The sequence below is a fragment of the Reichenbachiella sp. genome, from assembly GCF_033344935.1.
Lineage (GTDB): Bacteria > Bacteroidota > Bacteroidia > Cytophagales > Cyclobacteriaceae > Reichenbachiella.
In genome coordinates, this window is record NZ_JAWPMM010000001.1 from 186,732 (window position 1) to 212,785 (window position 26,054).

Annotated in this window: 27 protein-coding genes; 4 read left to right on the plus strand and 23 right to left on the minus strand. The window is 40.5% G+C overall.

From position 1 onward, the window contains the following. Window positions 1-93: 93 nt before the first annotated feature. A complete protein-coding gene (locus tag R8N23_RS00790; RefSeq protein ID WP_318169653.1) occupies window positions 94-1,737 on the plus strand; it encodes an ABC-F family ATP-binding cassette domain-containing protein in 1,644 nt (547 codons plus the stop codon). Between the two features lie 40 nt (window positions 1,738-1,777). Here the strand turns inward: R8N23_RS00790 and R8N23_RS00795 are convergent, their stop codons facing one another. From R8N23_RS00795 to R8N23_RS00830, 8 genes are all read right to left on the minus strand, one after another. Next, the gene (locus tag R8N23_RS00795) at window positions 1,778-3,664 is read right to left on the minus strand and encodes a DUF4153 domain-containing protein (RefSeq protein WP_318169654.1); all 1,887 of its coding nucleotides are present in this window, start codon (window positions 3,662-3,664) and stop codon (window positions 1,778-1,780) included. 93 nt (window positions 3,665-3,757) lie between these two features. Next, window positions 3,758-4,483: an SDR family oxidoreductase gene (locus R8N23_RS00800; protein WP_318169655.1), complete on the minus strand. Its 726-nt coding sequence runs from the start codon at window positions 4,481-4,483 to the stop codon at window positions 3,758-3,760. A 9-nt stretch (window positions 4,484-4,492) separates the two neighbouring features. Then, on the minus strand, window positions 4,493-5,266 hold the full coding sequence (locus tag R8N23_RS00805) for a DUF4386 family protein (RefSeq protein WP_318169656.1): 774 nt from the start codon (window positions 5,264-5,266) through the stop codon (window positions 4,493-4,495). Window positions 5,267-5,285: 19 nt separating this feature from the next. Continuing rightward, a complete protein-coding gene (locus tag R8N23_RS00810; protein WP_318169657.1) occupies window positions 5,286-5,990 on the minus strand; it encodes a hypothetical protein in 705 nt (234 codons plus the stop codon). A gap of 10 nt (window positions 5,991-6,000) precedes the next feature. Beyond that, window positions 6,001-6,288, minus strand: a complete 288-nt coding sequence (locus R8N23_RS00815) for a hypothetical protein (protein ID WP_318169658.1) — start codon at window positions 6,286-6,288, stop codon at window positions 6,001-6,003. Between the two features lie 77 nt (window positions 6,289-6,365). Further along, on the minus strand, window positions 6,366-6,902 hold the full coding sequence (locus R8N23_RS00820; protein ID WP_318169659.1) for a Crp/Fnr family transcriptional regulator: 537 nt from the start codon (window positions 6,900-6,902) through the stop codon (window positions 6,366-6,368). A gap of 159 nt (window positions 6,903-7,061) precedes the next feature. After that, window positions 7,062-8,261 (minus strand): succinylglutamate desuccinylase/aspartoacylase family protein, encoded by a 1,200-nt coding sequence (locus R8N23_RS00825; RefSeq protein ID WP_318169660.1) that lies wholly within the window; start codon window positions 8,259-8,261, stop codon window positions 7,062-7,064. Further along, entirely contained in the window at window positions 8,254-10,059 is a 1,806-nt protein-coding gene (locus R8N23_RS00830) for a CBS domain-containing protein (protein ID WP_318169661.1), read from the minus strand. The genes R8N23_RS00825 and R8N23_RS00830 overlap by 8 nt, the downstream gene beginning before the upstream one ends. A gap of 328 nt (window positions 10,060-10,387) precedes the next feature. On the opposite strand from R8N23_RS00830, the gene R8N23_RS00835 reads away from it, so the two are divergent. Further along, window positions 10,388-11,836: a 7TM diverse intracellular signaling domain-containing protein gene (locus tag R8N23_RS00835; RefSeq protein WP_318169662.1), complete on the plus strand. Its 1,449-nt coding sequence runs from the start codon at window positions 10,388-10,390 to the stop codon at window positions 11,834-11,836. A gap of 5 nt (window positions 11,837-11,841) precedes the next feature. Here the strand turns inward: R8N23_RS00835 and R8N23_RS00840 are convergent, their stop codons facing one another. The 6 genes from R8N23_RS00840 to R8N23_RS00865 all read right to left on the minus strand — a co-directional run bounded on the left by R8N23_RS00840 (window position 11,842) and on the right by R8N23_RS00865 (window position 18,010). Continuing rightward, window positions 11,842-12,741, minus strand: coding sequence for an NAD(P)/FAD-dependent oxidoreductase (locus tag R8N23_RS00840; RefSeq protein ID WP_318169663.1), 900 nt, complete (start codon window positions 12,739-12,741; stop codon window positions 11,842-11,844). Between the two features lie 413 nt (window positions 12,742-13,154). Continuing rightward, window positions 13,155-14,078, minus strand: coding sequence for a polysaccharide deacetylase family protein (locus R8N23_RS00845; protein ID WP_318169664.1), 924 nt, complete (start codon window positions 14,076-14,078; stop codon window positions 13,155-13,157). A 290-nt stretch (window positions 14,079-14,368) separates the two neighbouring features. Beyond that, on the minus strand, window positions 14,369-15,532 hold the full coding sequence (locus R8N23_RS00850) for an MFS transporter (RefSeq protein ID WP_318169665.1): 1,164 nt from the start codon (window positions 15,530-15,532) through the stop codon (window positions 14,369-14,371). Next, window positions 15,529-16,311: an agmatinase gene (speB, locus tag R8N23_RS00855; protein WP_318169666.1), complete on the minus strand. Its 783-nt coding sequence runs from the start codon at window positions 16,309-16,311 to the stop codon at window positions 15,529-15,531. The genes R8N23_RS00850 and speB overlap by 4 nt, the downstream gene beginning before the upstream one ends. Window positions 16,312-16,316: 5 nt before the next feature. Continuing rightward, window positions 16,317-17,360, minus strand: coding sequence for a proline iminopeptidase-family hydrolase (locus tag R8N23_RS00860; protein ID WP_318169667.1), 1,044 nt, complete (start codon window positions 17,358-17,360; stop codon window positions 16,317-16,319). Window positions 17,361-17,419: 59 nt separating this feature from the next. Next, the gene (locus R8N23_RS00865) at window positions 17,420-18,010 is read right to left on the minus strand and encodes a class I SAM-dependent methyltransferase (protein ID WP_318169668.1); all 591 of its coding nucleotides are present in this window, start codon (window positions 18,008-18,010) and stop codon (window positions 17,420-17,422) included. Between the two features lie 168 nt (window positions 18,011-18,178). On the opposite strand from R8N23_RS00865, the gene R8N23_RS00870 reads away from it, so the two are divergent. Then, on the plus strand, window positions 18,179-18,553 hold the full coding sequence (locus tag R8N23_RS00870) for a BlaI/MecI/CopY family transcriptional regulator (protein WP_318169669.1): 375 nt from the start codon (window positions 18,179-18,181) through the stop codon (window positions 18,551-18,553). Then, window positions 18,546-20,258, plus strand: coding sequence for a M56 family metallopeptidase (locus R8N23_RS00875; RefSeq protein WP_318169670.1), 1,713 nt, complete (start codon window positions 18,546-18,548; stop codon window positions 20,256-20,258). Before R8N23_RS00870 ends, R8N23_RS00875 begins: the two co-directional genes overlap by 8 nt. A 51-nt stretch (window positions 20,259-20,309) precedes the next feature. On the opposite strand, the gene R8N23_RS00880 is transcribed toward R8N23_RS00875, so the two are convergent. The 9 genes from R8N23_RS00880 to R8N23_RS00920 all read right to left on the minus strand — a co-directional run bounded on the left by R8N23_RS00880 (window position 20,310) and on the right by R8N23_RS00920 (window position 26,051). Then, a complete protein-coding gene (locus R8N23_RS00880; RefSeq protein WP_318169671.1) occupies window positions 20,310-20,831 on the minus strand; it encodes a DUF3124 domain-containing protein in 522 nt (173 codons plus the stop codon). 38 nt (window positions 20,832-20,869) lie between these two features. Further along, window positions 20,870-21,604 carry a subclass B1 metallo-beta-lactamase gene (gene bla / locus R8N23_RS00885; protein ID WP_318169672.1) on the minus strand — a complete coding sequence of 245 codons (735 nt, stop codon included), beginning with the start codon at window positions 21,602-21,604 and terminating at the stop codon, window positions 20,870-20,872. Between the two features lie 30 nt (window positions 21,605-21,634). Beyond that, window positions 21,635-22,003, minus strand: coding sequence for a hypothetical protein (locus R8N23_RS00890; protein ID WP_318169673.1), 369 nt, complete (start codon window positions 22,001-22,003; stop codon window positions 21,635-21,637). Between the two features lie 8 nt (window positions 22,004-22,011). After that, window positions 22,012-23,187 (minus strand): adenylate/guanylate cyclase domain-containing protein, encoded by a 1,176-nt coding sequence (locus R8N23_RS00895; RefSeq protein ID WP_318169674.1) that lies wholly within the window; start codon window positions 23,185-23,187, stop codon window positions 22,012-22,014. Between the two features lie 58 nt (window positions 23,188-23,245). Next, window positions 23,246-23,716 carry a nuclear transport factor 2 family protein gene (locus R8N23_RS00900; protein ID WP_318169675.1) on the minus strand — a complete coding sequence of 157 codons (471 nt, stop codon included), beginning with the start codon at window positions 23,714-23,716 and terminating at the stop codon, window positions 23,246-23,248. A gap of 12 nt (window positions 23,717-23,728) precedes the next feature. Further along, window positions 23,729-24,664, minus strand: coding sequence for a hypothetical protein (locus R8N23_RS00905; RefSeq protein WP_318169676.1), 936 nt, complete (start codon window positions 24,662-24,664; stop codon window positions 23,729-23,731). 2 nt (window positions 24,665-24,666) lie between these two features. Next, window positions 24,667-25,155 (minus strand): nuclear transport factor 2 family protein, encoded by a 489-nt coding sequence (locus R8N23_RS00910; RefSeq protein ID WP_318169677.1) that lies wholly within the window; start codon window positions 25,153-25,155, stop codon window positions 24,667-24,669. 86 nt (window positions 25,156-25,241) lie between these two features. Further along, window positions 25,242-25,565, minus strand: a complete 324-nt coding sequence (locus tag R8N23_RS00915; RefSeq protein WP_318169678.1) for a helix-turn-helix domain-containing protein — start codon at window positions 25,563-25,565, stop codon at window positions 25,242-25,244. A 30-nt stretch (window positions 25,566-25,595) separates the two neighbouring features. Further along, on the minus strand, window positions 25,596-26,051 hold the full coding sequence (locus tag R8N23_RS00920) for a DinB family protein (protein ID WP_318169679.1): 456 nt from the start codon (window positions 26,049-26,051) through the stop codon (window positions 25,596-25,598). Window positions 26,052-26,054: the final 3 nt, after the last annotated feature.

The following is a 26,054-nucleotide window of genomic DNA, read 5'->3' on the forward strand; positions in this document are numbered from 1 at the left end:
CCATTACTCGAAATACTCACTTCAATAATTAAGAACCTCCATTATACTTTCCCTGAGCAAATCCCTAACTTCGCGCTTTTAATTGAGCAGATTATGATTTCAGTAGACGCCGTAGGGGTAGAATTTAGCGGGACCACGTTGTTTAGCAACATCAACTTTAATATCAATAATGAAGATAAAATTGCCCTGATGGGTAAAAATGGGGCAGGAAAATCTACACTGCTCAAAATCATTGCTGGTAAGGACAAACCTACCCTAGGCAAGATTTCTGCACCTAAAGATGCGGTGATTGCTTACTTGCCACAGCACTTATTGATCGAAGACGACTGTACGGTGTTTGAAGAAGCGTCTAAGGCTTTTTCTGAAATGCAGGAAATGAAACGCCAGCTGGATGAGCTCTCACTGCAATTAGAAACACGGACCGATTACGAATCTGAGGCCTACTCCAAAATCATCGAACAGGTCTCTGAACTGAGCGAAAAATACTACAGCGTAGAAGAGGTAAACGTGGACGCCGAGGTGGAAATGACACTTCAGGGTTTGGGCTTTTTAAGATCCGACTTTACCAGGCCTGCGAGTGAGTTCAGTGGTGGCTGGCGAATGAGAATAGAATTGGCCAAGATCCTTCTGAAAAAACCAGATTTGATCTTACTCGATGAGCCAACCAACCACTTAGACATCGAGTCGGTGCAGTGGCTGGAAGAATTTCTGAAAACCAGCGCCAAAGCAGTCATGGTCATCAGTCACGATAAAGCATTTGTCGACAGTCTGACGAATCGAACCATCGAATTGACGGGTGGCAAAATTTACGATTACAAAACCAACTATTCACATTATTTAGAACTGAGAAAAGAACGTCGAGAACAGCAGCAACGACAGTTTGATGATCAAGCCAAAGAGATCGCCAGTATTCAGCAATTCATCGACCGATTCAAAGGCACCTATTCCAAAACGCTCCAAGTTCAATCGCGAGTCAAAATGCTCGAAAAAATGGAGATCGTAGAAGTGGATGAAATCGATACCTCCGCTTTGAATTTGAAATTTCCCCCAGCGCCGCGCTCAGGTAAATATCCAGTCATTATTGATCAGTTGGCTAAAAGCTACGGTGAACACACGGTGTTCAAGGATGTTTCACTCACGATAGCCCAAGGGGAAAAGGTCGCATTTGTAGGAAAGAATGGAGAAGGTAAGTCTACCCTGATCAAAGCCATCATGGGCGAAATTGATCATGAAGGATCGATGCAGCTTGGACACAATAGTTTAATCGGCTATTTCGCACAAAATCAAGCGGCCTTACTCGAGGAAACGCTCAGCATATTTGAAACCATTGACGAAATCGCCAAAGGCGATATGCGTTCAAAAATTAAAGATTTGTTAGGTGCATTTATGTTTAGCGGAGATGCCGTCGAGAAAAAAGTAAAAGTGCTATCTGGAGGGGAGCGAACGCGACTGGCGATGATTAAACTTTTGCTTCAGCCGGTCAACCTCCTAATTCTTGATGAACCTACCAATCATTTGGACATCAAAACCAAGGACATTCTTAAAGATGCCTTAAAAGCTTTCGAAGGCACTTTGATCTTGGTATCGCATGACCGGGATTTTCTGGACGGACTAGCGACTAAGGTTTTTGAGTTTGGGAATCAAAGAGTAAAAGAACACTTCGAAGACATCAATGGCTTTTTGAGAAACAAAAAGATGGAAAACCTGAAGGAAATAGAGCGAAGCACTAAGGTATAAAGCGATATCGGTTTTATGTTAAGATATTGTTGGATGGTTTTTATTTCCTACGCTTCAACAAAAGATCACCGTTCAGTGTGGTTGATTTTAACGTATCATTGACTTCCTGAAGTTGGATGTCCGTGATGATAAACTTGAGTTCAAAATCATTTGATGCCCCTTCTAATGTCATACTGGATAAGTCAAGATTTGACACATATTCTTTTCCATTTGATTCTATCAGTTCATCGACCTTTTTGTCCAAGAAAAGATTGGTCGTATCACCTTTATTAATGAATGAAAGTCCCAGAGAATCTCCTTGATTAAATAGCAATTGGTAGGAGCTTCCTTCGATCTCAACCGTGTAGTCTGTTGCTTCTCCCTGATAGTTATACAAATAAATGCGCTTGAGATAATCAAATTTATCCAAATGAATCACAGCTGCTGCGTCTGACGAATAGCTAAAATATGCATTGGAACTATTGATGTATTTATAGCTGTAGCTCAGCCCCATAGAGCGAATGTATATTTCTGCTTCGTTGCGGTATTTGTTGGAGTCCAGCGAAATTACAATAAGAGAATCCAGATCCTGTTGGAAAATAGGTCGGATGCTGGCTAGGCCATGGTAATCGTCGAGATAATTTACAATAGAATAGACTTCATTGTGCAGAGAGTCTGACAACACGCCTCGATTAGTGTTTTCCTTCTTGGTGTAGAACCACTCAGGCAAACTGTCTGCTTCCCAAACCACTTCGTTGACGACCTTTCCATCTTTCAATAAATTGTTATTATCCAATATGGATATCAGGCGACTGGCTTGACTTTTTTCACTCATAGTAAACATACCCCAAGGACCAAAAGACATCAAAGCCAACGTAACCGCCAGAGACATAGGGATGAATTTGATGTTTGTTCTACCCATGGTGAAATAGGTAGCAACAAGAGCCAACCAAATGCCGAGTAATACAATCACGTATCGATTGATCGTAAGTCCATAATCTGCGATTCGCATGCCTATGGCAAAAAAGAGCAAAACAATTAGCGGGTAAAGCAATAAATAGAACACCTTCGAGGATTTTTTAATCCAGGAATTTTCTTTCATTTCGCCGTAAGGATAAAACAACAAAACGGTCAAGATGCCCAGCACAGAGACGCACGAGATCAGGTAAGACACAATGCCCTTCGGCCAATCCCAAAGGAGTGTAATCTTTGTCCCATAAGCGTAGAGAATAATTAAGTATAATACGAGCAAGGGTAGCAAGACATACTGCGCAAATATCTTGAGGCCTTTGGGGTACTCATGGTTGTCTTCAAGCTGCTCGATGTCTTCTGGTATGCCTGACAAGAAAAACCAGGTATTGAAAAGACCAATGATTACAATCCACAACTCAAAGTACAGCTCATCTTTAATGTCTATATCGAAGAGCAGGTGGAGGGCAGACAAGGCGAGAATCAACCCCACGTACAGAAAGCCTGAATAAAGGATCGAGGTCAGGATTCGAATAAAAAGTGTCTTATTAAAATTCCAGAAACCATTCAGTTGTTGGCCCTTGAGGTATGGACTAAAAGAAACCAATAGGTGCACGATGATATTGAATATCCCATATCTGATGTACGGAATGGCGGTGTTGTGTGTGTTTTCTGCACCAGGCAATGACAAAAATATAGCCAGCAAGACGAGAGCAGCTACGACATGCGATCCAATACTCGTGGCGATTCCAAAATCCCTCTTTGAGCTAATGATAGACACGCAGAAAAACAATGGGATCCCCAAAGCAAAGGTGATCAGAGAGTTGATGTAAGGGAAATAGTTGGTAATAGCATCCTCAAACTCTACCATATATATCGCCAGACAGACTCCACAAAAAGCACTTAACAAAGTGAGCGGAAATCTTAAAAGCGACTTTTTGGCTGAGCTTAGTAGGTAATTAATTGAAGGCAGGTTCATAGCTGTCTTTTTTGGCGTAGCAGAAATGAAAAGATACAACTATCCGAACCATTCATTGAAAAACTCCTGAGAAAATTCAGATAACCATATTAATTACTTAGACAAAATTTTATGCGCTATAGATGGAAACAAGAAAGCAATCCACAAGAACAAGCGCATTTTGGGCACTGTTAATATTTTTCTTTCTCTCAAGAGCTGTGGCCAAATGTAATCGATCAATTCTTTCGCGGACATCTTGAGCTCCGTTCGTCCTTTGGTCATTTCCGTATCAGTAACCGGAGGAATAAATTCTAGCACTTTGATTTTGGTAGACTTCAAAGCAAAACGTAGTCCAATGGTAAAGTTTCTAAGTGCCGCTTTACTGGAGCTATAGACCAAGCCATCGCTTTTGGGGAAGGCCCCCAATCCAGAAGTTGTATTTACAATCAATGCTTTACTGGCATTATTCAATAATGGAACCAACAGCTGTGTAATCAATAGCTGACCAGTAACATTCGTTTGAATTTCTTGTTTTATTTTATCTAAAGGAATAACACTATCCATAAAGTCATAGTTATACTGAATACCTGCGTTGTTGAATAACAAATCTAAACGTTCATAATTTCTTTGAATTTGAATCACTGCATTTTCGATTTCCTCCACATTTGAGAGGTCACAGTGGATTGTTTCAAACCCTTTCCTAAGAGCATCTTCCAATTTACTCTTGTTCCGTCCTAAGATGATTACTGTATTGCCTTCTGCTAGCAATCGGTCAGCCAACACCCGGCCGATGCCGGATGTTCCTCCTGTTATCAGGATGGTTTTGTATTTTAGTTCCATGATTTTAACTTAGAAGAATGATACAAAAAGCAGTAGTCCAAAAAGGCCCATCGCTGCCAGTTTTTGATTTCTAGAAAGTCTCCTGGTGTTGTTAGTTGCAATATTGAATAGGCAAAAAGCGAGAGCTAACAGCCAAGCCAACTGTCCTGTATGCACGATCATATTTAATGGACCAAGTGCCGAAAACATCCCTCCAAATTGCTCCATAGCATAAACCAACATACCTAGTCCTAATACTTGTCCTATCCTCGCCAAATAATTAGGAAAATAATCGGGTTTCGATAACATTGAGGTAGAGAACAAAAACATCCAAAGAAATTCAAACCAAAAGGCGAAGTTTTCTCCCACAGATACACCAGCATAGATATGAAATGAATCATAGATCACGCGAATTGTTTCCAATTGTGCTGGTGATGCATGTGCTACCAATTCTCCCAAATGCTGCATCAAAAATGGCCAACGCACAAAACCCAAAGACGAGGTAAGACCAAACAAGACGCCAAACACCACGGCCAAAAAACCTGTAGTTGAATTATTGAAATTCAAGGTTTTGAAAAGTAGCAAAACAACGGTCATGAAGCTGATGCCAGTTAAAGTAAATAAATAGTAAGCCGGCACAGTAAATGATCGGTTTTTGTAAAACAATCCTAGTGTTGTTTCCATATTTTCTCTTAGAATATCAGGAAACTCAAAGGTGTAAATAAGGATTATTCCTGCTGTTAACATAAGGATGATATGTATTATGATCATCCAACCTGTAAATTGTATTTCTGAATTTTTCATGACTTTGAATTGTTTAAGTTTACTGAAATCTATAAGCTAGGCCGATGTGAAAGACCTTGTACATGTTGGTGACACTTTGAGTAAATTCATCGTCCATTTTGTTTTGGATTTGTTTTCTCGAAGAATTAGACAAGTCAGAGGAGCCACCAAAGGCATACGAAGGCGAAGGATATTGCCCCCAGGCTGGTGTCCATTCAAACCCTCCTGAAAAGCCATTATTGAAATCATATTGATAACCAAGACCTAAAGCTAGTCCCCAGCCTGCTGGACGTGTCTGCTTGATGACCACACTTCCTTCATAAGTCTCTTCGCCAATCCTTCTTTCTCGTGCATCAAAGCTCATGGTTTCTGTGTCCTTTCCATTGAACACAAAGCCACCGGATAGATATGGTCCTTTTTTAATGGGCTTATATCGTACCTGAAATAAAAACCGCTGAGCCACAGACTCTGTGGAGGTGGCCAAACCATCCAAATCCGCAGATCTGGCATTGATAGATTCCGAATTTCTGCTGATATCATCTTTGAATTGATAGATCATTCCTACATAGATTTTATCATTAAAATGATATCCAAGGGTAATACTGGGCTTAAAGCTTCCTCCTGTTGGGAGTTCGCCAAGTCCAAAACCAATTTGCCAAAAATTAGATGGGATGGCCATCTCTTGACTTTTTGCAACCGCAGGGATTAGCAAAGCCACAACAATTACTATTCTTAGTGCTTTCATGGGTAAAAATTTAACTGTGGACGATTCGAATAATTAGTTTGATGAACTGAATCAAAATGACGCCAAAAAAAGTATTAGCTGCCAACATGAGAAAGGCGGCACCCGGTAGCCCGAGCGCACGGATTGCGAGACTATCACCAGCCGAAGTTTGCTGGCCAAACATTTGGTTGATTATCACCCAGGCATTGAGGTGTTCAGCTTCTGCTCCCAGTACATAGTCGATGATAATCATGATACAAAGGCAAGCAATACCAGCCACCATATAGATCACGAATGGATAATTAAATAAAGTTTTCATAATGCTTTAGTTTAGTGTTCTATGCAAAATTGCCAGACGCACCAAACCTGTGCATTAACATAGGTTAAGGAATGCTATTACTTGGAATGGGCCAATTGAGCCCGAATTCTACTCAATTGGATGGGTGTAATTCCCAAATAGGAAGCGATATGGTATTGTGGGATTTGATTTTCCAAGTCGGGGTAGGTCTCTCTAAAAATTAGGTAATTGGTAGTAGCATCATTAGTCACCATATTGATATCATGCCTTTCCTTTTTAATCCAGATTTCCTCTAAAATTCGAAGCAACAGTTTCTCTAAACATCGATGTCTATCAAATAGGTTTCGAAAGCCGGAATAAGAAAATTTAAACAAACGGCACGGCAACAAAGCTTGAAATGAAATGGCCGCAGGAGATTCCGAGAGTAATGCAGTCAATGGCGTAGGAAACATGCCTGGAACAAAAAAGGTTTTGTTGTACTCGTTGCCCTCTTTATTGTAGAAAACTCGAACCACACCATCAATAAGCAAAAAACAGTCGTGCACTCTGGCCCCCTCCCGTATCAGATAGTCATTACGTTTGAGTTCAATAGGCTGAAGTAGCAACCTCAAATCATCCCACGCTTCTTTTGTCATTGGGCTAATTTTTTGAAGTGTCTTATATACTACATCTGTTTCCATAAGATAGTAAATATCATAAAGCACAATTCAAAAGTAAAGACCTTTAGTAACTAAGAATCTTCCACCCCTAAAAACATATGACTTCATTCGCTACTAGTACAAGTATTTCATTCCTCATTTATTCCAACTGGCAGAATATTCCTTTGTCCTAGAAGCCGCTTCGCGGTTTTTGATTACTAGCTTGTTTTTATCCACTTCTTTGGCACGATAACCCAACAGATGTAGTAGCCTTTTCGCAAGAAATCGTGCTACTCTTAGGTTGACCACTAGTGCCTTTTTTTCAGCTGACTGCCAGCGAATACCAGGTAAAAACGGGAGGATATGCCCAGCTTTCATTTTTCTTAATACAGCAGATAGCTTTAAAAAGAATGGATGTACTTTTCTAATTTCAAAAAAGCCCTCGCTGCCCTGGTTTTGATACAAGGGCATGAACACTCTCCCATCATGTTTAGCCACAACCGTTTTATTATTTCTAATGGCCATCTCCTGACCTTTTCTCACTCTTTGAAAATTTACAAAACCAGGATGCATCTCAAAGGTATCACCCCGATGTATTCTAAACCTGAAAACAATTTCAAATATGTCTTTTGAAGTAGCGGTATGCTTAGCCAACCGTTCGTAGTAATTATAATAATCAATCTCCTTTCGATCGATACATTCAGCTAAAACCAAACACAAGTAGATAAAAGCAGTCTGGTTTTGATAAGAGGCCAGGTCGTCGTGCTGGCCCGCCTCGTAGCCAAAGGATACGAAACCCAGCTCATTGATATAGCTCAAAATTGGACCATCGAGATACTCCTCAATGCCCAAAATCATAGGAACAGGCAACTGCTCGGTAAACTTCCTGTTGAGTAGGCTATCGTTGACTACAATGAATGGTAAGGTTTCACTAGAAGTCGTATGAAGGTCCATAAAATAAAACGGCCCTGACTCCTTGTCGATAATCTCCTTAATCAGTTGGAGTAATACTTGTTGCTCTAGCTTTTCATCCACCAGATTTTCTGTCTGATTATTCTCCAATGCCTTCAATTGATCCTCTGTCCAAAGACGATTGAGGTCTTCGGAGCAATAACGAGTGCCCTTCTCCAGTGCCTTTAAGTTTCCGGCAACGGCATAGATCTGTCCTTTGATTGAATTTTTTTTATTCTGTAACTCGTCAATCATCTGATGTAGAGCAAAGACTCCCGAACTTTCATTGCCATGAATTCCTCCAAAAAAAACGATCGTTGGGCCTGGCTTGCTCCCTTTGATATGACCTATGACTCGATCTATTTTTATGGTTTCATCCCTTGCTTCGCTATAAACCTCAATCATGGTCAAATGGTATTACGTCTTTGATTGTGATAATACCCACTAGGTGTTTATTCTCTACCACTGGCATACAGCCGTACTCTAGTTTTTTCATGAGTTGGATGGCCTTAGTTATTTCGGTGTCAGGGTGTACCGTAATTACATCTCGTGTCATAATATCCGCTACTAGCAACTGTTCGTCCATAGCTTCCATCTCTTTGTAACGCTCCATATGTGTCCAGGTCAACAACCCACAGAGGTCACCAGCATTATTCTCTACAGGCACATGGTGTATGCCCTTCCACTCCATCACATGAGTAGCCAATTGAGCCAAATCATTTTCATTGACAATGTACAAGCGAGTCGACATAATGTGCCTAACTAAATGTGCGGCGCTTTCTACCTCAACATTATGTTCTAGCATTGGCCATTGGTGCACGGGCAGGGCAATACCCTGCTGGTTTTTATAAATACCTTCAGTCAAGGTTAACAATGCATCATCTTGTTTGAGCGTTTTTCTCAACCCTCTATAGTTCTTTACTAACCACTTAGAGGCCGTTTGACCTTTCGACCGAGCACCAACTATGCTAAGCATTCGCTCAATATCTCCTTTATCTATACCCGCTTTTTCTAACCCCGCATAGGCCATGGGCAAAAGTTCTTTTTCGAGCAATTCTGGAACAGGTACCTGACTTCCATTCCAGTGAATCGTAGAGTCCTTTCCTGTTCTGGCCGCTTTGATAAAATTGGCTTTTGCATCACGAAAGTCCATTTGTGTAGATATATCGTCAAATTGTGTTGGTCTTCCTTTCATCAAACCCACCCAAAAGGCAAAATTTGCCATCTGATCTAGCACTGTGGGACCTGCAGGAATATATCGATTCTCAATTCTTAAATGAGGCTTTCCTCCACCGACTCCATAGCAAGCGCGGTTCCATCTATAGATCGTGCCATTGTGAAGGCAAAGCGCCTCTAGTTTTGGAATTTTACCTTGACTTAAAATATCCAAAGAGTTTTGTTCTATCTCCTTGGTCATAATCACATTGTACAAGGCCACATCGTTCTTAAAAATATCTACAGCTGAACCACTGGCCCATTGCTTCCCGATGGTCACTCGGGCTTGCTGATCTCTCAATGCTCGTGATGAGCTTCTGGTATCAATGCTTTGTTTAAAAAGGGCAATTCGTGTTTCACTCCACAGCTCTCTTCCCAGCAACAAGGGTGAATTAGTACAAACACTCAACACGGGTCCGGAAATAGCCTGTGCCCAGTTGTAGCTTGAAATGAAATCTGTCGAGGGAATTTGTAAGTGCATTTGAAAACTGGTATTGCAAGCCTCGAAAAGTACGGAATCATGATGAATGGATAACTCATCTACCCCACTCAGATGCATTTCAAAATCTCCTCCTCTAAGCTCTTTGGCTACTTCGTTTAGATACTGATATCTAGGTTTTGGTGTCATGTAGTCGACACCCAATTCCTTTTTTCCAATGGTTGGAAGTATGCCAGTGAGAAGTATCGAATTATTATGGGCTTTGGCTCCTGCTGTCGCCTTTGTCAGCAAATTTCTGAGCTGCTCTTCCGTCTCAGTAAAGCAGCCAGTTTTGAGTTCCACGGGATCCAGGTTGATTTCCAAATTATACCGAGCCAACTCAAAAGTGAAATGATCATCGTTAATTGTTTCAAGAACTTCTTGCGAAATTTTGGATGGGCGCCACTGATCTGTTACTAAACAGAATTCTTGCTCTGCCCCAATTCTAATAATATCATCTTCTATCAGTCCCTGATTGATCATGGACTCGAGGGCTTCTATATCACTCAATAGATGCTTAATAAATCTAGCCCGGGTTTCAGAATTTCTCATATCACGAGGGTGCTCTTAGAATAGGCCGTCATTTCTCCTCAAGCTACCTAAAATGGCCATTCTCAATTTACAGACAAATTGAAGATGGATGGCCTCGCAAAAACAGACCTTGATCGGAGCGAATTATGATTTTGGTCATGTAGCTTATTCGATAAAAAGTATGCTATTCATGAAGACATAATACTCGCATTGCACATCAATAAACTTTTTATCCTGTATTTTTAAAAATTAACGATACGCTGGAATTTTGAGAATATGCATTTACTTATTTCTTATTTGGCTGAGCATGATATGTGCTCAAGTCGCCTGTGCGAATGGTAGTCAAGCCGTATCTATCTCAGCGTCGTCTTTCTTAGTTGACCCAACAGGAAAAGCCAGTATAGATGAAATTCTTGATTCATTTCAAAAGGGTCAATTTGAAAACACCTTCAAAAAGCCAATCAACTTTAGCATCATGGATTCGGTGGTATGGTTTACCTGTCAAATCAACACCACCAAAGAAGCAAAATACATCAGCCCAGGTAATGAATCAACGGCTTGGGAAGTGTCCTTATATGTCAAAAATAGCAAAGGCCAATTCATTCCATTCGCTTCCTATGATCACCTCAAAGGTAAATTCCAAAATGGTGTATTGCCGTTCCGTACGGTTGCACTAGAATTACCAAATAATTATGACGGCACCATTTTTTTAAGGATAGCCGGAAGGAGACATAAGAACTACGCGCTGAAAATTGGAAACCTCTCTTCCATGACGAATTATTTAATTCAGAAAGAAATGATTCCGATTGGCTTCATCGCCATCATGCTTTGCATATTTATCTACAATGTATTCCTGTTAGTCTCCACTAAGGATTTGATCTTTATTCCTTATTTACTCTATGTCCTTTTTATATCTTATGCCATTCCTTTCCATGGTGGGTACGTGCTGTTCTCCACCAAGTGGATGTGGCAGGGCATGCCGTTTTATACATTATGGACAAGCATGGGCTATTTGACAGGTGCCGCATTCGCCATTCTCTATTTAGATTTAAAAAGCATCGCACCAAAATTTACCTATTGGATCGTATTTCTCACTTCCATTTTGGTCGTATTCATTCCGTTTTTTGATTTCACTGCTTTATATGAGTTTGGTACGATCTCTACGATTCTCTCCCTGACGTCATTTATCTTTTACATCAGTTTATGGTGCGCTGGTATATATGCATGGGTCAAAGGGCAACAAAATGCAAGGTTTTATGTGGTCGGTTGGTTGTTTGCTTTATCTAGTATGATCCTTTTTATCCTATCAGTGAATGGGTTTATTGAGTATACCAATTTTGTGGAACAATCATTCTTCTATGGGTTTGCTATTGAAACCGTTCTTTTTGCTTTTGCCATAGGAGGCAGAATGAATATGCTCAAATTAGAAAAAAGAGCCTTAGAAATAGAGCACATCAAGTATATCACAGAACAAAACCGGCTGCTAGCCAAACAGTCATTTATGAACTCACATTTGCTTCGTGCGCCGTTATCCAGAATTCTAGGATTAATTGGTTTACTAAAAGCTCCTGTTTCAAAAGAGGAAAATGATCAATATGTCTCACTCGTAGAAGAGTCAACCATCGAAATGGATGGCATTGCCAAAAAAATGTCAGCCATGCTAGAAGAAGAAGGCTATCTGGATGAATACCAGGAAGACTTCGAAGAAGTGAAACAGAGCATTTATCACGACTTAAATAAGGAAAAGGACAATTAAAGAGCTTAAAAGAACTCTTCAATTAGCTCTTTGTTAGCTACCACTCCAGCTTTAGTGCCAGAGGCTACAGCAAGAGCCACAGACCTCATGGTTGAGTTATCACCACAAGCATAAATCCCCGGTATGTTGGTCATTTGAAAACCATCGACCTCCAGAAGTCCGTGCTCATTTATTTCACATCCCAATTGTTCAGGAATGTTACTGTGTTGAACAAAATCAGGTCCTGAATAAATGACATCAATCGTATGTTCACTATTATCTTCCAACAAAATGTTTTGCACCTGACTATCTACTTGACCTATGCTTTTTACTGGTGTTTGTATGATAGGAATTTGATGATTTGTAATTCGTTTGGTTTGGCCTTCCGTCAAGGTAGAAGGACCATTGGTAAAAATGATCAGATCCTTGGTCCAGTTAGAAATTAAGGTCGCATAATGATTAGCTTTCTCACCATTAGCAAGAATGCCCGTTTTCTTATTTCTCACTTCATAACCATGGCAATAGGGGCAATGAACCACCGACTTTCCCCAGCACTCGGCAAACCCTTCAATCTCTGGCATGATGTCCTTTAAGCCGGTCGCAAATATTAATTTCTGAGCCGAAAAAATGGAGCCGTCCCGGGTCTGAATAGTATAACCTTCAGTCGTTTTGTTTCCTTCAATAGCGAAATCATTATAAAAATGAACAGTATCATACTGTTCAACTTGTGATTTGGCAACCGAAGATATTTCTGTCGGTGGCACCCCATCCTGAGTTAGAAAATTGTGAGAATATGGAGTGGGAGAATTGCAGGGGTGACCTGCATCTATAACAAGTGTTTTTCTCATTGAGCGTCCTAAAGCAAGAGCCGCTGATAGACCAGCATAGCTTCCCCCAACGATAATAACTTCAAAAGATTTGTCCATTGTGTTGAATTTAGTTTCACAATGATACGACATTAATGCAACAATGTTGCGTGTATGATTTTTCTATAGCTAGTCATGACCGTTCAGAGATAACTAATGGTTCAAACCAACACTCCAAGGTCCAAACTCTTATTATCAAGAGTAAATCGAAAAGAAAGCAAACGGGTAATTCAACTCACTCACAAGTAAAAACTAAACATTGGATTCTTCGGTAACCTTTTTTCAAAAAAATGTCCTTAACTGACTTGATGGTTCGTCATAGCCATATAAAACAAAGATTAATATGAATACACCAAACTATAATCAAAAATTAAAATCTGCGAGTCAGTGCATTTCTACACATAGATGGCCACAGTGGAGAACCTTGACCAGTTATGAAAAATTGCACCTAAGTGTAAAAAAGAAGTAGGCTCCTATTTAATGAACGCAGGTACTTTGGGTTCATCCTTAAAAATGTCTCTGGATTTTCCCTGACTCAAATTCCAACGGTCGATCCAAGAAATGCCCCAGTTGTCAAAATAGGTAACTGCGGTTTGATAGGCTGGGTCTTCCATAGCTTCATCTTGAGAAATGAATTGATACCCATGCTCTACATATTTCTGCATTACATCGTCCAAATATTCCGCATTTAGATAACTCGCGTGAGTGAGCAAGGTTTGAGCGATGACACGGCCAAAAAGAGCCAAGGACTGGTGCTCATAATACATAAGTACCTGCTCCATATAATCAACATAAGCTTCTCCAATCTTTTTCATCAATGGCGCATCACCATTCTTGTAGGCATCGCTATAAGCTTTCGCAAACCTCCAGTCCGAATTGTCAATACTAACTGGAGCGACGATATAGTCATGTTTGGTCAAAAACTGATTCAAAGAATCATAGGCCGATTGGGTCAGTCCCACTTGTAAGTAAGGGTGCCTAAAATATTTAATTTCTTTCCCGTATTGCTCAAGAAGTGGCCTAGTAACCAGTTCTCCTTTCAAAATTCCGGCAGCATATTCATCAAAAGGCGTTTTGTGGTAACTCGAATGAGCAAAAGTATGATTGCCCAAATCATAACCATTGCTAGCCCACATCTCCAAGTGTTTCATCTTTGAGGCATCCAACGTATCATTAGTATACACTTTGCTTTCATTCACAAACCCAATAGCTGGAATTTGATATTTGCCGAAGGTTTTGATCAGGTTTCTTGTAATACCATAGGTAAATGATGTATCGTTAATGCCATAACTAACTACTGTGAGGTCATCGACAGAAAGGCAAACTTGTTTGGATTGAGACTTAAGCTCAAAAGAGCATGCGACTAGAATTGTGAGGAAAAAGACAAAATGCTTCATCAAATTTAATTTAGTTTCTAAACGACAAGTTTAATGAATTGTATTCAGTCCATGACAGATGAAAAACTTTTGATAAGTTAAAAAAACCCGCAGGCAAGGCCTTCTGCCTTTTTCCCGCGGGGTCTACTTGAAAAGGTTTCTTTTTTTGTATCTAGAGCTCTGTTCATCGTTGTAGCGAAACATTACACATACTATTTGATATGAAATTGGTCATCAGAACTAAAGATTAAATTCATCCACTATAAAAACGAGAAGTTCAGCAGCTACCCTACTTAGACGAATTGCATCTTCTATTTCTTCAGCATTCCGATAATTCCAAATACTGGCCCTATCGCTAAAAAGACATAAGCAAATTCCGCTAAATGATTGGCCAGAAGCCAATTGATCAACTGTATACTGACGATAGTAATAGCAAAACCGATACAATTGACAATAGTGAGGGCAGTTCCTTTTTTATCTGTTGGCACATTTTGGGCAACTAGCGTAGAAAATAATGGAGAATCCGCCACAACCGTAAGTCCCCAAATAATCATGAACAAAATCAAAAATGTAAAGCCAGGCTGATAAAACATGAGAGGAGAGATCAAACAGCATGTTCCAGAAATGGAAAGCGCCATTCGTGCTACAGTTTTCGGACCTCTTGTTTGAGATAAATATCCACTCCAAACACAGCCCAAGCTACCTACTCCAATGATTAAGAAAGAGAACCAAGAAATGTTTAGTGATGTGAGATCATGTATTTCCTGATAAGTCAAAAGTATAGCTGGAACAAATGCCCAAAAAGCATACAACTCCCACATATGACCAAAATATCCAAATGCAGCAGATCGAAAATTGGCTTGTTTAAAAACTTTGAAAAAAGCTCGCCATTCAATTTCTTGACTTTTTTTCCTATTGGGACCATTTGGAACTGCTAACCCTATAGCAAGTCCGCCAATCACGGCGAGACCAGACGTTCCGATAACCACCCATTGCCAATTAAAATCAAATGATGTGGCTTTGAGTAGATGTGGAAGAGCTGTACCCAACACCAAAGCACCGACCAAATACCCCAATGATTTTCCCAATCCCTCATCAAAATAGTCTGATGCGATTTTCATTCCTACAGGATATATACCTGCCAAACAAATGCCGGTTAAGAATCTAAAAATTGTAAGTGACAGTAAATTGTTGTTTTCCCAGACCATTCCTAAATTGAAAAGGGCACCAAAAACTGCGCTTATGAAAAACACACTAACTGGTGAATATCGATCTGTAATCATCAACACTGCAAAGAGGAGCGTACCTATAATAAAACCCAGTTGAACGGATGAAGTGAGTTGGCCTATGGCATTTGGCTCAATATTGAAACTGACAACCAAATCATAAATAATCGCATTGCCTGCAAACCAAAGAGATGTACAAAGAAACTGCGAAACGACGATTAACGGTAGAATTCTTTTTGCTGTGATCAACGCTCCAATAATTTTCCTAAAAGCTCCTTCATGAACTTTGCTGCTAAAAAAGCGGTCATCTGTTTATGATCTCTGTGAGGGTTATATTCTACTATGTCTGCACCAACAACCTCTCCTTTTACATTGTGAATCAAGTCCAGTACCTGCCGGGTAGACAGGCCACCTGGTTCATGATGAGAAACTCCTGGCGCATAAGCTGGATCCAGCCCATCCAAATCTAGCGAAATATAAAGCGGATTGTTAAACTCTGGAATTCGATTCAAATCCAACCCATTCATCGTATGAATTTCCACGCCAAATTTTTCAGCTTGTTCTTTTTGGTGATCGTTGAGCGTTCGAATGCCTACTTGAACTAGCTTGACAGCCAATCCATTTTCCATGATTCTAGCAAAGGGACATGCATGAGAGTATTTGTCTCCTTCAAACTCGTCATATAAATCTCCGTGAGCATCAATATGCAGTATATCCAATTTAGGGTATTTGGCTTGATGTGCTTTTATAATTGGGTATGTGATCGAATGATCTCCTCCGAGCGTAAGAATTTTTGTCCCTTCGGCAAGATGAGTACTGGTTACTTTCTCAATATCAAAATAGTCCTTGATGTCAAAGTCTCCTTTGTCTTCAACGGGTTGATTCTCTATAGTGATTCCTGTTTCAGTAAACATATTCATGGACCCACCATGCAGTGCCTGTCGAATTAATGGCGGAGCCAATGCCGGACCTCTCTCGTAGGAAGACTTTTTATCAAATTGGATACCTTGAATGACGATTTTAGACATAATTGTTATTCTGCTTGGTCTACGTTTTTGATAAATTCAATTAGACCTTTAAAGTAGGTTTCCTGATCATCATACATAGCCATATGGCTGCCTTTTGGACAATACAAATATTCTCCTTTGGGAAGTTGCTCAGCCATCCATTCCATATGCCTGGGGTCCATGGTATCATACTCCCCTCCAATGGACAAGGTTGGCACATTGATTTTGGATAGGTCATTACTTCTGTCCCAATTTTTCAGTTTTGCATCTCCTACTACCCCAAATTCACTGGGTCCTTGCATACTCACATACATTTCATAGTTGATATTAGCGAAAGCTCTATTGACTGGGTCAGGCCATTCTTCCAAAGGCATACGCAACACATGCTTCGGATAATAATGAGTGACCACAAGTTCTTCATATCTTGGATTCGCAAAATCGCCAGCAGCTTCCAAAGCCCGAATTTCTGACAGCACGGCAGGATCAAGCTGTGGTCCCAAGGCCTCATTGGCATACTTGACATAGGCTGGGATTGACGACATCATGTTAGAAATGATCAAACCTTTCATATTGCCTTGATATTTCAAGGCATATTCGATACCCAAAATACCTCCCCAGGAATGTCCCAATAGATAGAAATTATCTTTATTCAAACCCAAAGCTTGTCGCACTTGCTCTACCTCCTCCACGAAACGATCCACTTCCCATAAGGAACTATCAGAAGGCTGATCACTATAGGCTGATTCCAGTTGGTCATAATAATAATATTCTATTTCTGCATGAGGCAGAAACGAGTCGAAGCTCTCGAAATACTCATGCGTAGCGCCTGGCCCCCCGTGTAACAGGAGCACCTTCATGGTCGGGTTGTTTCCCACTCTTTTGGTCCAGACCTTGAATTCACCAGCCGGTGTCTGAATAGGAATCATCCGAACACCTCCACTGAGCTTATCTGATTTACCCGAATAATCCAGATACTCATTTTTTGTTTCTTGATTTTGATCTGTGGTGACATTGGCTGTGCAGCTGGTAAGCAAAAGCGTTACGATAAGTAAAAAGGCAGTTTGTTTCATGGGTGTCATTTTTAGGTTCTCGCAGAGAAAGTCTCACATCTGAGATCAATTTAAACAATTTACTCTACTGACTTAGAGAGTCTATACAATTTGATCACCGGATCAAAGGTGTCGAACTCTTCAATTTGCACACTTTGTAACTCCAACAATACACCTTGCATATATCCATGGGTCTGATAGGCTTTGAAGTTGGCGTAGTGTCCCGAAAAGCGCTGATCCATCCAGAGTAGGAGCCGTTGCCAACGATTGGTAGGAGCACAAAATCCGCAGATAATCATTTGATCTGCAATGCCTATAAGTTTATGAACTAATAACTTAGCCTCTTCAGGTTTTATAACATGCAAGACCAAACTAACAATGGCATAATCATAAGTGCTTTGACCTAAATCTTCTTGAACTGCGTCTGCGACTTGAAAGTCGAGATTCTCACTTCCTTCCAAATCCTTTCGCTCATTGGCATAATCTATCAATGACTCATCTATATCCATACCCAACGCATATTTGATTTTGGGAGATAATCGGAATAGCAAGTCTCCATTGCCACAGCCGATTTCAAGTACTTCGGACTCGGGAGCTACCAAATCACAGATTTGTTCCCGTATCGGGCTAAGATACTTGTCTACTGTTGTGGCTTTAATTTTTGCTTTCAAATGAATGTGAACGAAGTATAGAACCAAATTATCGAAAACCATTTAAATGATCAAAACAAGAAAAACAGGCTTTAAACTTAATTTTAAGTTAAATAACTTATCAATAAGTTTGTAAACTTAAAATTAAGTTGTACTATTGTCTAGCTGATTAAAATTAAACTCAATAGTATGGTCACTTTAACTAAGGCAGAGGAGAAGATTATGAAGATTCTCTGGGGTATCGAAAAAGGTTTTATCAAGGATATCATCGATCAATACCCCGACCCTAAACCTCCCTACAATTCGGTCTCTACGATTGTGCGGGTGTTGGTACAAAAAGAGATCGTGGGCTATACCGCTTACGGCAAATCTCACCAATATCACCCCATGATTAGCAAGGACGAATATAGTGAAGGGCAAATGTCGCGACTTGTGAAGGACTATTACAGCAACTCACTAGCCAAAGTGGTCAACTTCTTTTCTGAAAGTAAAGAGCTCGACGAAAAGGAATTAGACGAGGCCATGAAAATGCTTGAAGCACTTAAATCGCAGAAAAATGGATAAGTTCATTTGGTATTTGATGGAGTCCAGCGTACTGCTGGCCTGCCTCTACGCACTATATGTATTGATTTTGAGAAAGGAAACTTTCTTTTCTCTCAATCGCTTCTATTTGATTGCCATTGTGCTTTTTAGCTTGGCCATTCCACTTTTGAGTTTTGATTTTAACCCGGCTCCAGCGGCTCAGCTACCTATACGGCAATTAAGCGAGGTGCGTACAACCTATTACGACGCATTCGCAGATTGGACGTACGCGTATCAGCATACAACTACCTCCACTACCGCCAACCAGTCCAGTTGGTTTAGTGAATTAAACTGGACGCAATTAGCCCTTTGGGCTATGGTCGGTGTGTACCTGATAGGTGTGATCGTTTGTTTGTCACGTACCGTATGGACGGTACAATGGATCTACGGATTGATCCGTAAGCAAGGCTGGGAATCGTGGGACTACCTCAGGATTGTGAAAGTGAAAAACCCTATGGCTCCCTTTTCATTTTTGAATTATGTCTTTGTACATGAAGAAATGATAGGTACTGCGGAGTTTGATCACATCCTGGCACATGAGCGTACGCATGTACAGCAGCGACATTCTTTAGACTTAATATTTGTTCAACTTTTGGCGGCCTTCTTCTGGTTCAATCCAGTGATCTGGCAGCTGATTAAATCCCTGAAAACAACACATGAATATATAGCAGACAACAAAATTTTAAATGAGGGTTATTCCTTAGTTGAGTATCAGACCTTGCTTTTGAGACAATTGATCAGCAACAACTCTTACGGGTTGGTACACAATTTCAATTTATCATTTATAAAAAAGCGAATAACCATGATGACAAATAAAAAATCAGGTGCAATGGGCAAAGTGAAAGTAGCCCTGGCCTTAATATTTACAGCAGGATTTAGCATGGCCATGATACAATGCAACTCGGCTGCTGAAGAAAGTACAACTATTACTTCTGAAAAATCAACTATTAATAATTTCTCAGACGGAGTAAAATTACCAGTAATCATAGGTCGTGAAGGTGCCTATTATGCAACAGAATCTGATCTTTTAAATTTCACTGTCATGAATGATCGTCTGACCATAGATGGAGTCGAACACGAAGTAGATGAAATAGCAGAAGTGATAGCAGCCTCTGGCTTGACAACCAACGGTATCATCGCATTAAGAGTAGATCAAGATCAAAAAATGAAAATGATCCGAGCGATCCAAACGGAGTTGAGGAAAGCAAACAGGCGAAAAGTACTGCAATTGGGTCAGTCTTCATTGGGGCAAACTGTGGAGTCGCCGATGCTTTTACCTCCTATGAAGGGAGCCAATCTACCCGGTGTTCCCGAAATGCCTCATATAGATGATGCCTATGCCAAGGAGCATGACATAGATATTTTAAAAATCTTTTTAGGAAAACATGCCGATATGAATTATCAGAAATTGACCTATGATTTTGTAATAGATCAAATGGAGAAGGGAAAGTCTAATTATGTAGTTAGTACTAAGTTTAGTGATGCAGATTCTTATGGTACTTACCTTCAGAATTGGGTTTATATACAGGAAGGTTTTAATCAAATCTATCAGGAAAGAAGTCAGTCTATGTATGGTAAAAACTATCTGGAACTGAATAAAGAAATTCCTGAAGAGAAAGCGCAATACGACGCGATTAGAAAAGGAATCCCAAGGGCGATATCTTTAGCCGAGCCTGATGACTGTTAATATTATTATGGATTAGTAAAAATGAAAGGCGGCCATTATTTGGTCGCCTTTTTACTTAATCCTTCTCCCTTGAGTAGTGAATGAAATTCCCTGCTGGCCCGAAGTAGAAATCATCACCGCTTCAAAATAGGGCTCCGGTGTCCTTTCTTTCTTCTTCCAATAAAACAAAAAGTTAGCGCCCGTCCCACCTTTCAAATGGTCTTCGCTCATTACGATTTCGATTGTCTCCATAGGCGCAATAAAAACAGGCTGTTTGATAAAGGTTTTAATCAATTGGCCAGCCGTGTTATAATACTCCACCTTTTCGATGTAGACCGAATCCAAGCTGTTGGTATTTCTTACGCTGACGGTAGCTGTTAAATCATGTGTTCTTTTTTCTTTGGAGCTATAGATTTGAGAATAGACGGACAAATAAGTTTCCCCTGCAGCCAAAGAATCTATAGCATCAGCGCTCACTGTTCGCTCGGACCAATCCACACTTCCCGGTCCGTTTTCAGGTTCCAGCTCCCGACAAGACCAATTGATCACTAGCAAAGCCGAAAAGGCGATAAATGTTTTGAATAACGGAGTCATAGCATTTTATTTTACCACAATTTAAAAAGCCTAATGACTTATTCGGCTTTGATTCTGAACATTTCAATCGTATAATCCAATAAGTCTTGACCTCCAGAGGGGCCATGACCCGGAATTACAATTTCAATGTCTGGGTATTTCGTCTTTATATTTTCTACTGTTGTAGACCATTCTTCCAGGTCGGCATCGCCTAAATAACCCTTCCCAGCATTCAATTTTTTTATCAGGCAACCGCCAAACATCACCCGTTCATTGAGGCAGTAGGCTACCACATTATCCAAAGTATGGCCTGCTCCTAGAAAGTTGACAATTATCTCCTGATCACCCACTGTGAGATTGATGAAGTCATTAAACCCTTGCCAGGGCAACACGGCAGTTGAGTCCAGCAACTGAATTGTTTTGTTGTGCGCAATAGAAGGTATTCCCCTTTGATGAAATGCTGCCAGGCCTCCCAGACAATCTGCATGAAAATGCGTAGGAACAATCGCACTTACTCTACTGCCTAAAGATCTCCCCAGCCAGTTGATCAATTCTACCGAAGTTTCATCATCGGGTGGTGTGTCAAATACAATAGCTTCTTTTTGATCGATTACAATCATTCCGTTGCAAGCTACTTTTCCATAATCATCCGTCTGTAGATAGGTGATGTGCTGATAGGTATGATCTGATAGTTGTTTGATTTTCAACCATTCTGTTTCATACAGATACTCTGGTTCGGCAGTACAAGAGATTATAACTTGGACTAACAATACAATAATGAAATTAACTCTCATGAATTAGAAATTAAGTTAAGGTGATAGTTGTTACTTCGGTTCCACAATCAAAAACACGGCGGTGGTTTCTCCAACATTCAATACCTGATGCCATTCGATGCGTTCATTGTAAAAGTCGTAACCGGTAGGCACATTTACTTCACGAGTCCCAGTTGTATCTGTGATCTGAAATTTGCCCCCTTCTAAAGTGTATCCGAAGTGAGCCGCATGAAAATGCCTGTCATGCCCTACACCAGGCGCGAACGTACATTTGAGTGCTCTTACTTTTTCGTTTTCTTCCAATACTTCGCATACGTTTTCGCCTTTCCAGCCAGCTTCAAGAGGGTCTGGCAATTTAGATTGTCCATGGAGATAGACAGATGTGAAAACAAGCAGAAGTAGGAGCAAAAGGTTTTTCATATGTATGTTCAGTTGAGATTGGATACGGCGTGGATCATTACTTCCTGGCTTTTACCTTTTAGAGGAATACTTCCCATCGCTTTGAATTCGAATCTGTTGGCTTGCAGTTTTTCTTTCAATCCTTGTGAAATCAAAAGCTCTTCACTGAATTCATTACACTTTTCCTGAATACGTGCAGCCGTATTGATGGTATCGCCATGATAAGCGATTTCCTTTTTGTATTTGCCTACTTCCGTTACAGTTACCATTCCAGCATGGACTCCGGCCTTAAATTCCGGCTGACAGTTGTAGTGTTTTTGATAATGATCTTTTCTCTTTTCGAGTTGCGACTTGAACGTATATAAAGCTCTCAAACAGTTCTCATTTTTTAGTCCATCATTCAACTTCCAAGTCAGAATGACTTCGTCGCCCACATACTGATAAACATCAGATTCATTTTCTACCACTGCGCCCAAATCATTAAAACAATCTTGAATCATTTTGCTGTACTGGATATGACCGAGCCGCTCAGCATGCTCTGTTGAGGACTTAAGATCGAGAAACATAAATATCCTTTCTTCCTCTTTAGGCGTATAGAACTTCGCGGTTAAGAGCTTAGCCAAATTGTTTCCCCCAAAATACATACTCACCTGCATTAAGCCAAACATGAAAATATCCACTGTCAAAATATAGAAGTAGATGGCAAAACTCCCCGGCTCGAAGGCGAAGGCAATCAATTTCATTTCACCGCCGTAAAAAGTAAAAGCCAGAACAATCATCGATATCAAAAAAAGAAGAACGTAGACCGCACGGATAATGATCAACTTTAACAAGGACACTTGTTTGTACCCATACTCCATCATCAAAATATGCGAAAAACCGGAAATAGCTCCAAACAACGGCCCCATCAATAGCGAGGTAATGATCGAATCCCAAAACTCAAATTGAACCGACCCTTGCTCTATAGTACCTTCGCCTCTGACAATGCAGAGGTATATAAAAGCGAGTGTCCAGCCCAGACCATAGTCGCGTACGGTTCGCCATCGGCGTTTGGTTTTGAAGGTCAACAGATATTGATTCAGATGATTAGAATTTCGACCAAAATTAAGTAAAAGAGACTTGATTAAACAAAAGGGAACTTCAAACGAATTTCGGATACCTAATATCCCCAGACTTGTTCTGGGGTCCGTTGCTAAGTGCTCCAAATTGAAAGACACCGCAATAAATGCGGTGAGTTTGTGTCCAATAAAAACCTCGTGCTCGCTACCTCACAAACTCACTCGGGATAGGAGACCTGTGATAATGCGTGAGGTGCCATTCGCCATTTTTCTTTAAGAACACTAGCGAATGACGACCATAAACGGTTCGCTTGGGGCCATTGAGTTGCTGGGTGGTTTGCTCATAATAGCCATCGATAAAACCCACGCCATCTATAATTCGGAAATTGGAAAAATGTTCGGCATAGGAAATCCCTACCATGGAGTCCATATAGCCCTGAATGCCCTTTTGATAACTCTCCTTATCTATTGCTCCTTTACGTAAAAAGGCAGCGTCTCGGCCGAAGCCATAAGTGCCCCAGGCGATTTCAGCCACAGTAGTGGCATCCTTTTCATTCCAGGCCTTGATCCAGCGATAATAAGTGTCTTTCAAGCTTTCAGTTTCTGCTTCTTGACCATTTACAGGAAAAGAACAAACCAATTGAAATGCAAAAAATGTGAGTAGGACGAATTTCATTAGAGTAAAAGTTTAAAGTTTCTTTCTTCGGATAATTACATACTCCAGACTATCCAGGGGTTTGACCGATTGAATAGCTCGATCGATTCCGCTTTTAAGTTGTGAGTTAACGATATAATAGTAATGGCCATTTCCAAGCTCACCAGTTGTACTTGAGTCGAATGCTTCTCCAGAATCAAGGGTTTCAGCTTTAGTGATTCGAGTCATGTCGTCGTCAAAATAAAACTTCGAGACCTTGATACTCTGATGTCCTATGAAATAGTCCTCATAAATGGTCAAGCCATCAATAACCCTGGTATCAACTCCTTCTTTCGCTTCAAGCAAAGTGATTTTTTTTGACTCAAGTTCCAGTTGGACAATGCCTTCGTCCGTAGCTATAAACAGACTATTTTTTGGTTTATAAAATACAATACCATTGGGGTGGTGATAAGTGTCGAGCGCCTTATACAGCACCAATTTGCCACTTCCCCTTTCCACCCAGAATATTTTGTGGCTCAGCGTTTCTGTGGAATAAACATTCCCTTCTTCATCTAAGGATAAATCATTCAACATCGCGGGTTCGGCTATATCCAGCACCATTTTTTTAATCAACTGATTAGTGGTTGGATTAAAAGCCAATACGGCGGTTTGTCGTTTTGTGCCTGGCGGATGCTGAACTATGGGAGCAACCGCTCCATTCACCCAAAGTGTATTAGTGCGATTATCCATCTCCATACCCAAAGGACTAAACACACCGAAGCTCTCTTTGGTGATGATGTCTTTTTCCGTTCCATCTGCCTCAATACCTACAACTTTCTGTTTGTAAATACTTCCTACATATAGCGTATTAGTTTTTGTGTTGAAGGCTGTTCCTTCAGGGATTAAATCTTTTTCTTTCAGAATGAAATCCTCTTGACGACTACACGACCAAATGAACCCCATGAACAGTATGACCATTATCTTTTTCACTGCTATTCAGGAAGATTTGTGGAGGTCACGCAGTCAATTTTCCAAACATCGCCGTTCTTTTTATAAATCGTAGTCCAGGCAAAGTGGGTACTGTCCTCTACCGTTGCACCTGTTTCATCCTGGTAGGTGAGTGCGACCATTTTATCTACAATAGTATAGGCCATACTTCCATCGTCTGAGAAGCGGATGATAGGTTCGGAGACATCATCCCATTTCAAAAATTCGACAGATGAGAAGTAGCTATTGTATTTGGCTATGTTGTCTTCTCTTTTCGGTCTACTGATTATCCCTCTGTTCACAGAGATAAATTGATCTGACATTTGATTGGCAAAAGCAATTGAGTCTTTGTTGAAATGATAATCCCGCTGCGCGTGATGCATGGCTAGGATTTTTTCCTTTTCTTCTTCAAGGGAAATTTCACTTTTCTGTTCGCAGCTCAACAAGGATAGAAATACGAGCAAAAGGAAAGGAGTGAGTTTTTGACTTTTCATGATTTGTTTATTGGTTCTAAACAAATCTACAAGCAGCGTAATGGAATTACAATAAGGGGTGAATTTGCCCCTATGATTACTTTTGGCTACAGGTTTTCACCAAACTCACCCATTTTTTGAATGACTGAGAACAATTCTTTGCCTAAAGGAGTGAGCGAATATTCTACTTTTTTAGGGTAGACTTCGAAGTCCTTTTTCTGCACGATACCATCTTCTACCAATTCTCCCAATTGCTGCGCCAGTGCCCGCTTCGATGCTTCTGGGTTTTTCTTTTCAAAATCTGTAAGCCGAGCCTTATTTCGATTGAGCTCGCACAACAAGGCGATCTTCCACTTCCCTGCTATCACGTTGAGGGTTTTCTCCATGGGGCAGTCAGCCTTGAGTTTGGTTTTTCTGGTGTAGGAGCTCATATCAATTGATGAGGGTGTAGTGCTACTAATTTACACAAACTTTCGAATCGCCATCATGGCACCCAAGTGAAGGGCTTCATGATAATTATTAAACTCAAAGGCATCCTCAATAGAGGATAAATGAAAACCGGTACCAGTAGTCCTTTCTTTGTAGGTTTGGAAAATCCCCTTTTCAAAATCTTCCTCGGTATTTTCAATTAAAGAACCTAATAGTTCTTTTAGTTCATTCACTTCCTCCTGACTGGTTTTTCCGTCTGGCTTTGTTCCTGGTTGATATCGAGCAGTTAACTCTGCGGAGATATAAGTTTTCAGTCCAGATCCCTTATAAATCAGGCCCTGTTGCGCCACAATGATATGACCGAGGTTCCAGATTAGATTATTGTTAAAACCTTCGGGCACATGATTGAGCTGCTCCAGGTTATATTTCTCAAAGTAATTAGCAGTAAGCGATCTGCTAGTTTTCCAGGCTTTGAATACGGTCTTCATTAT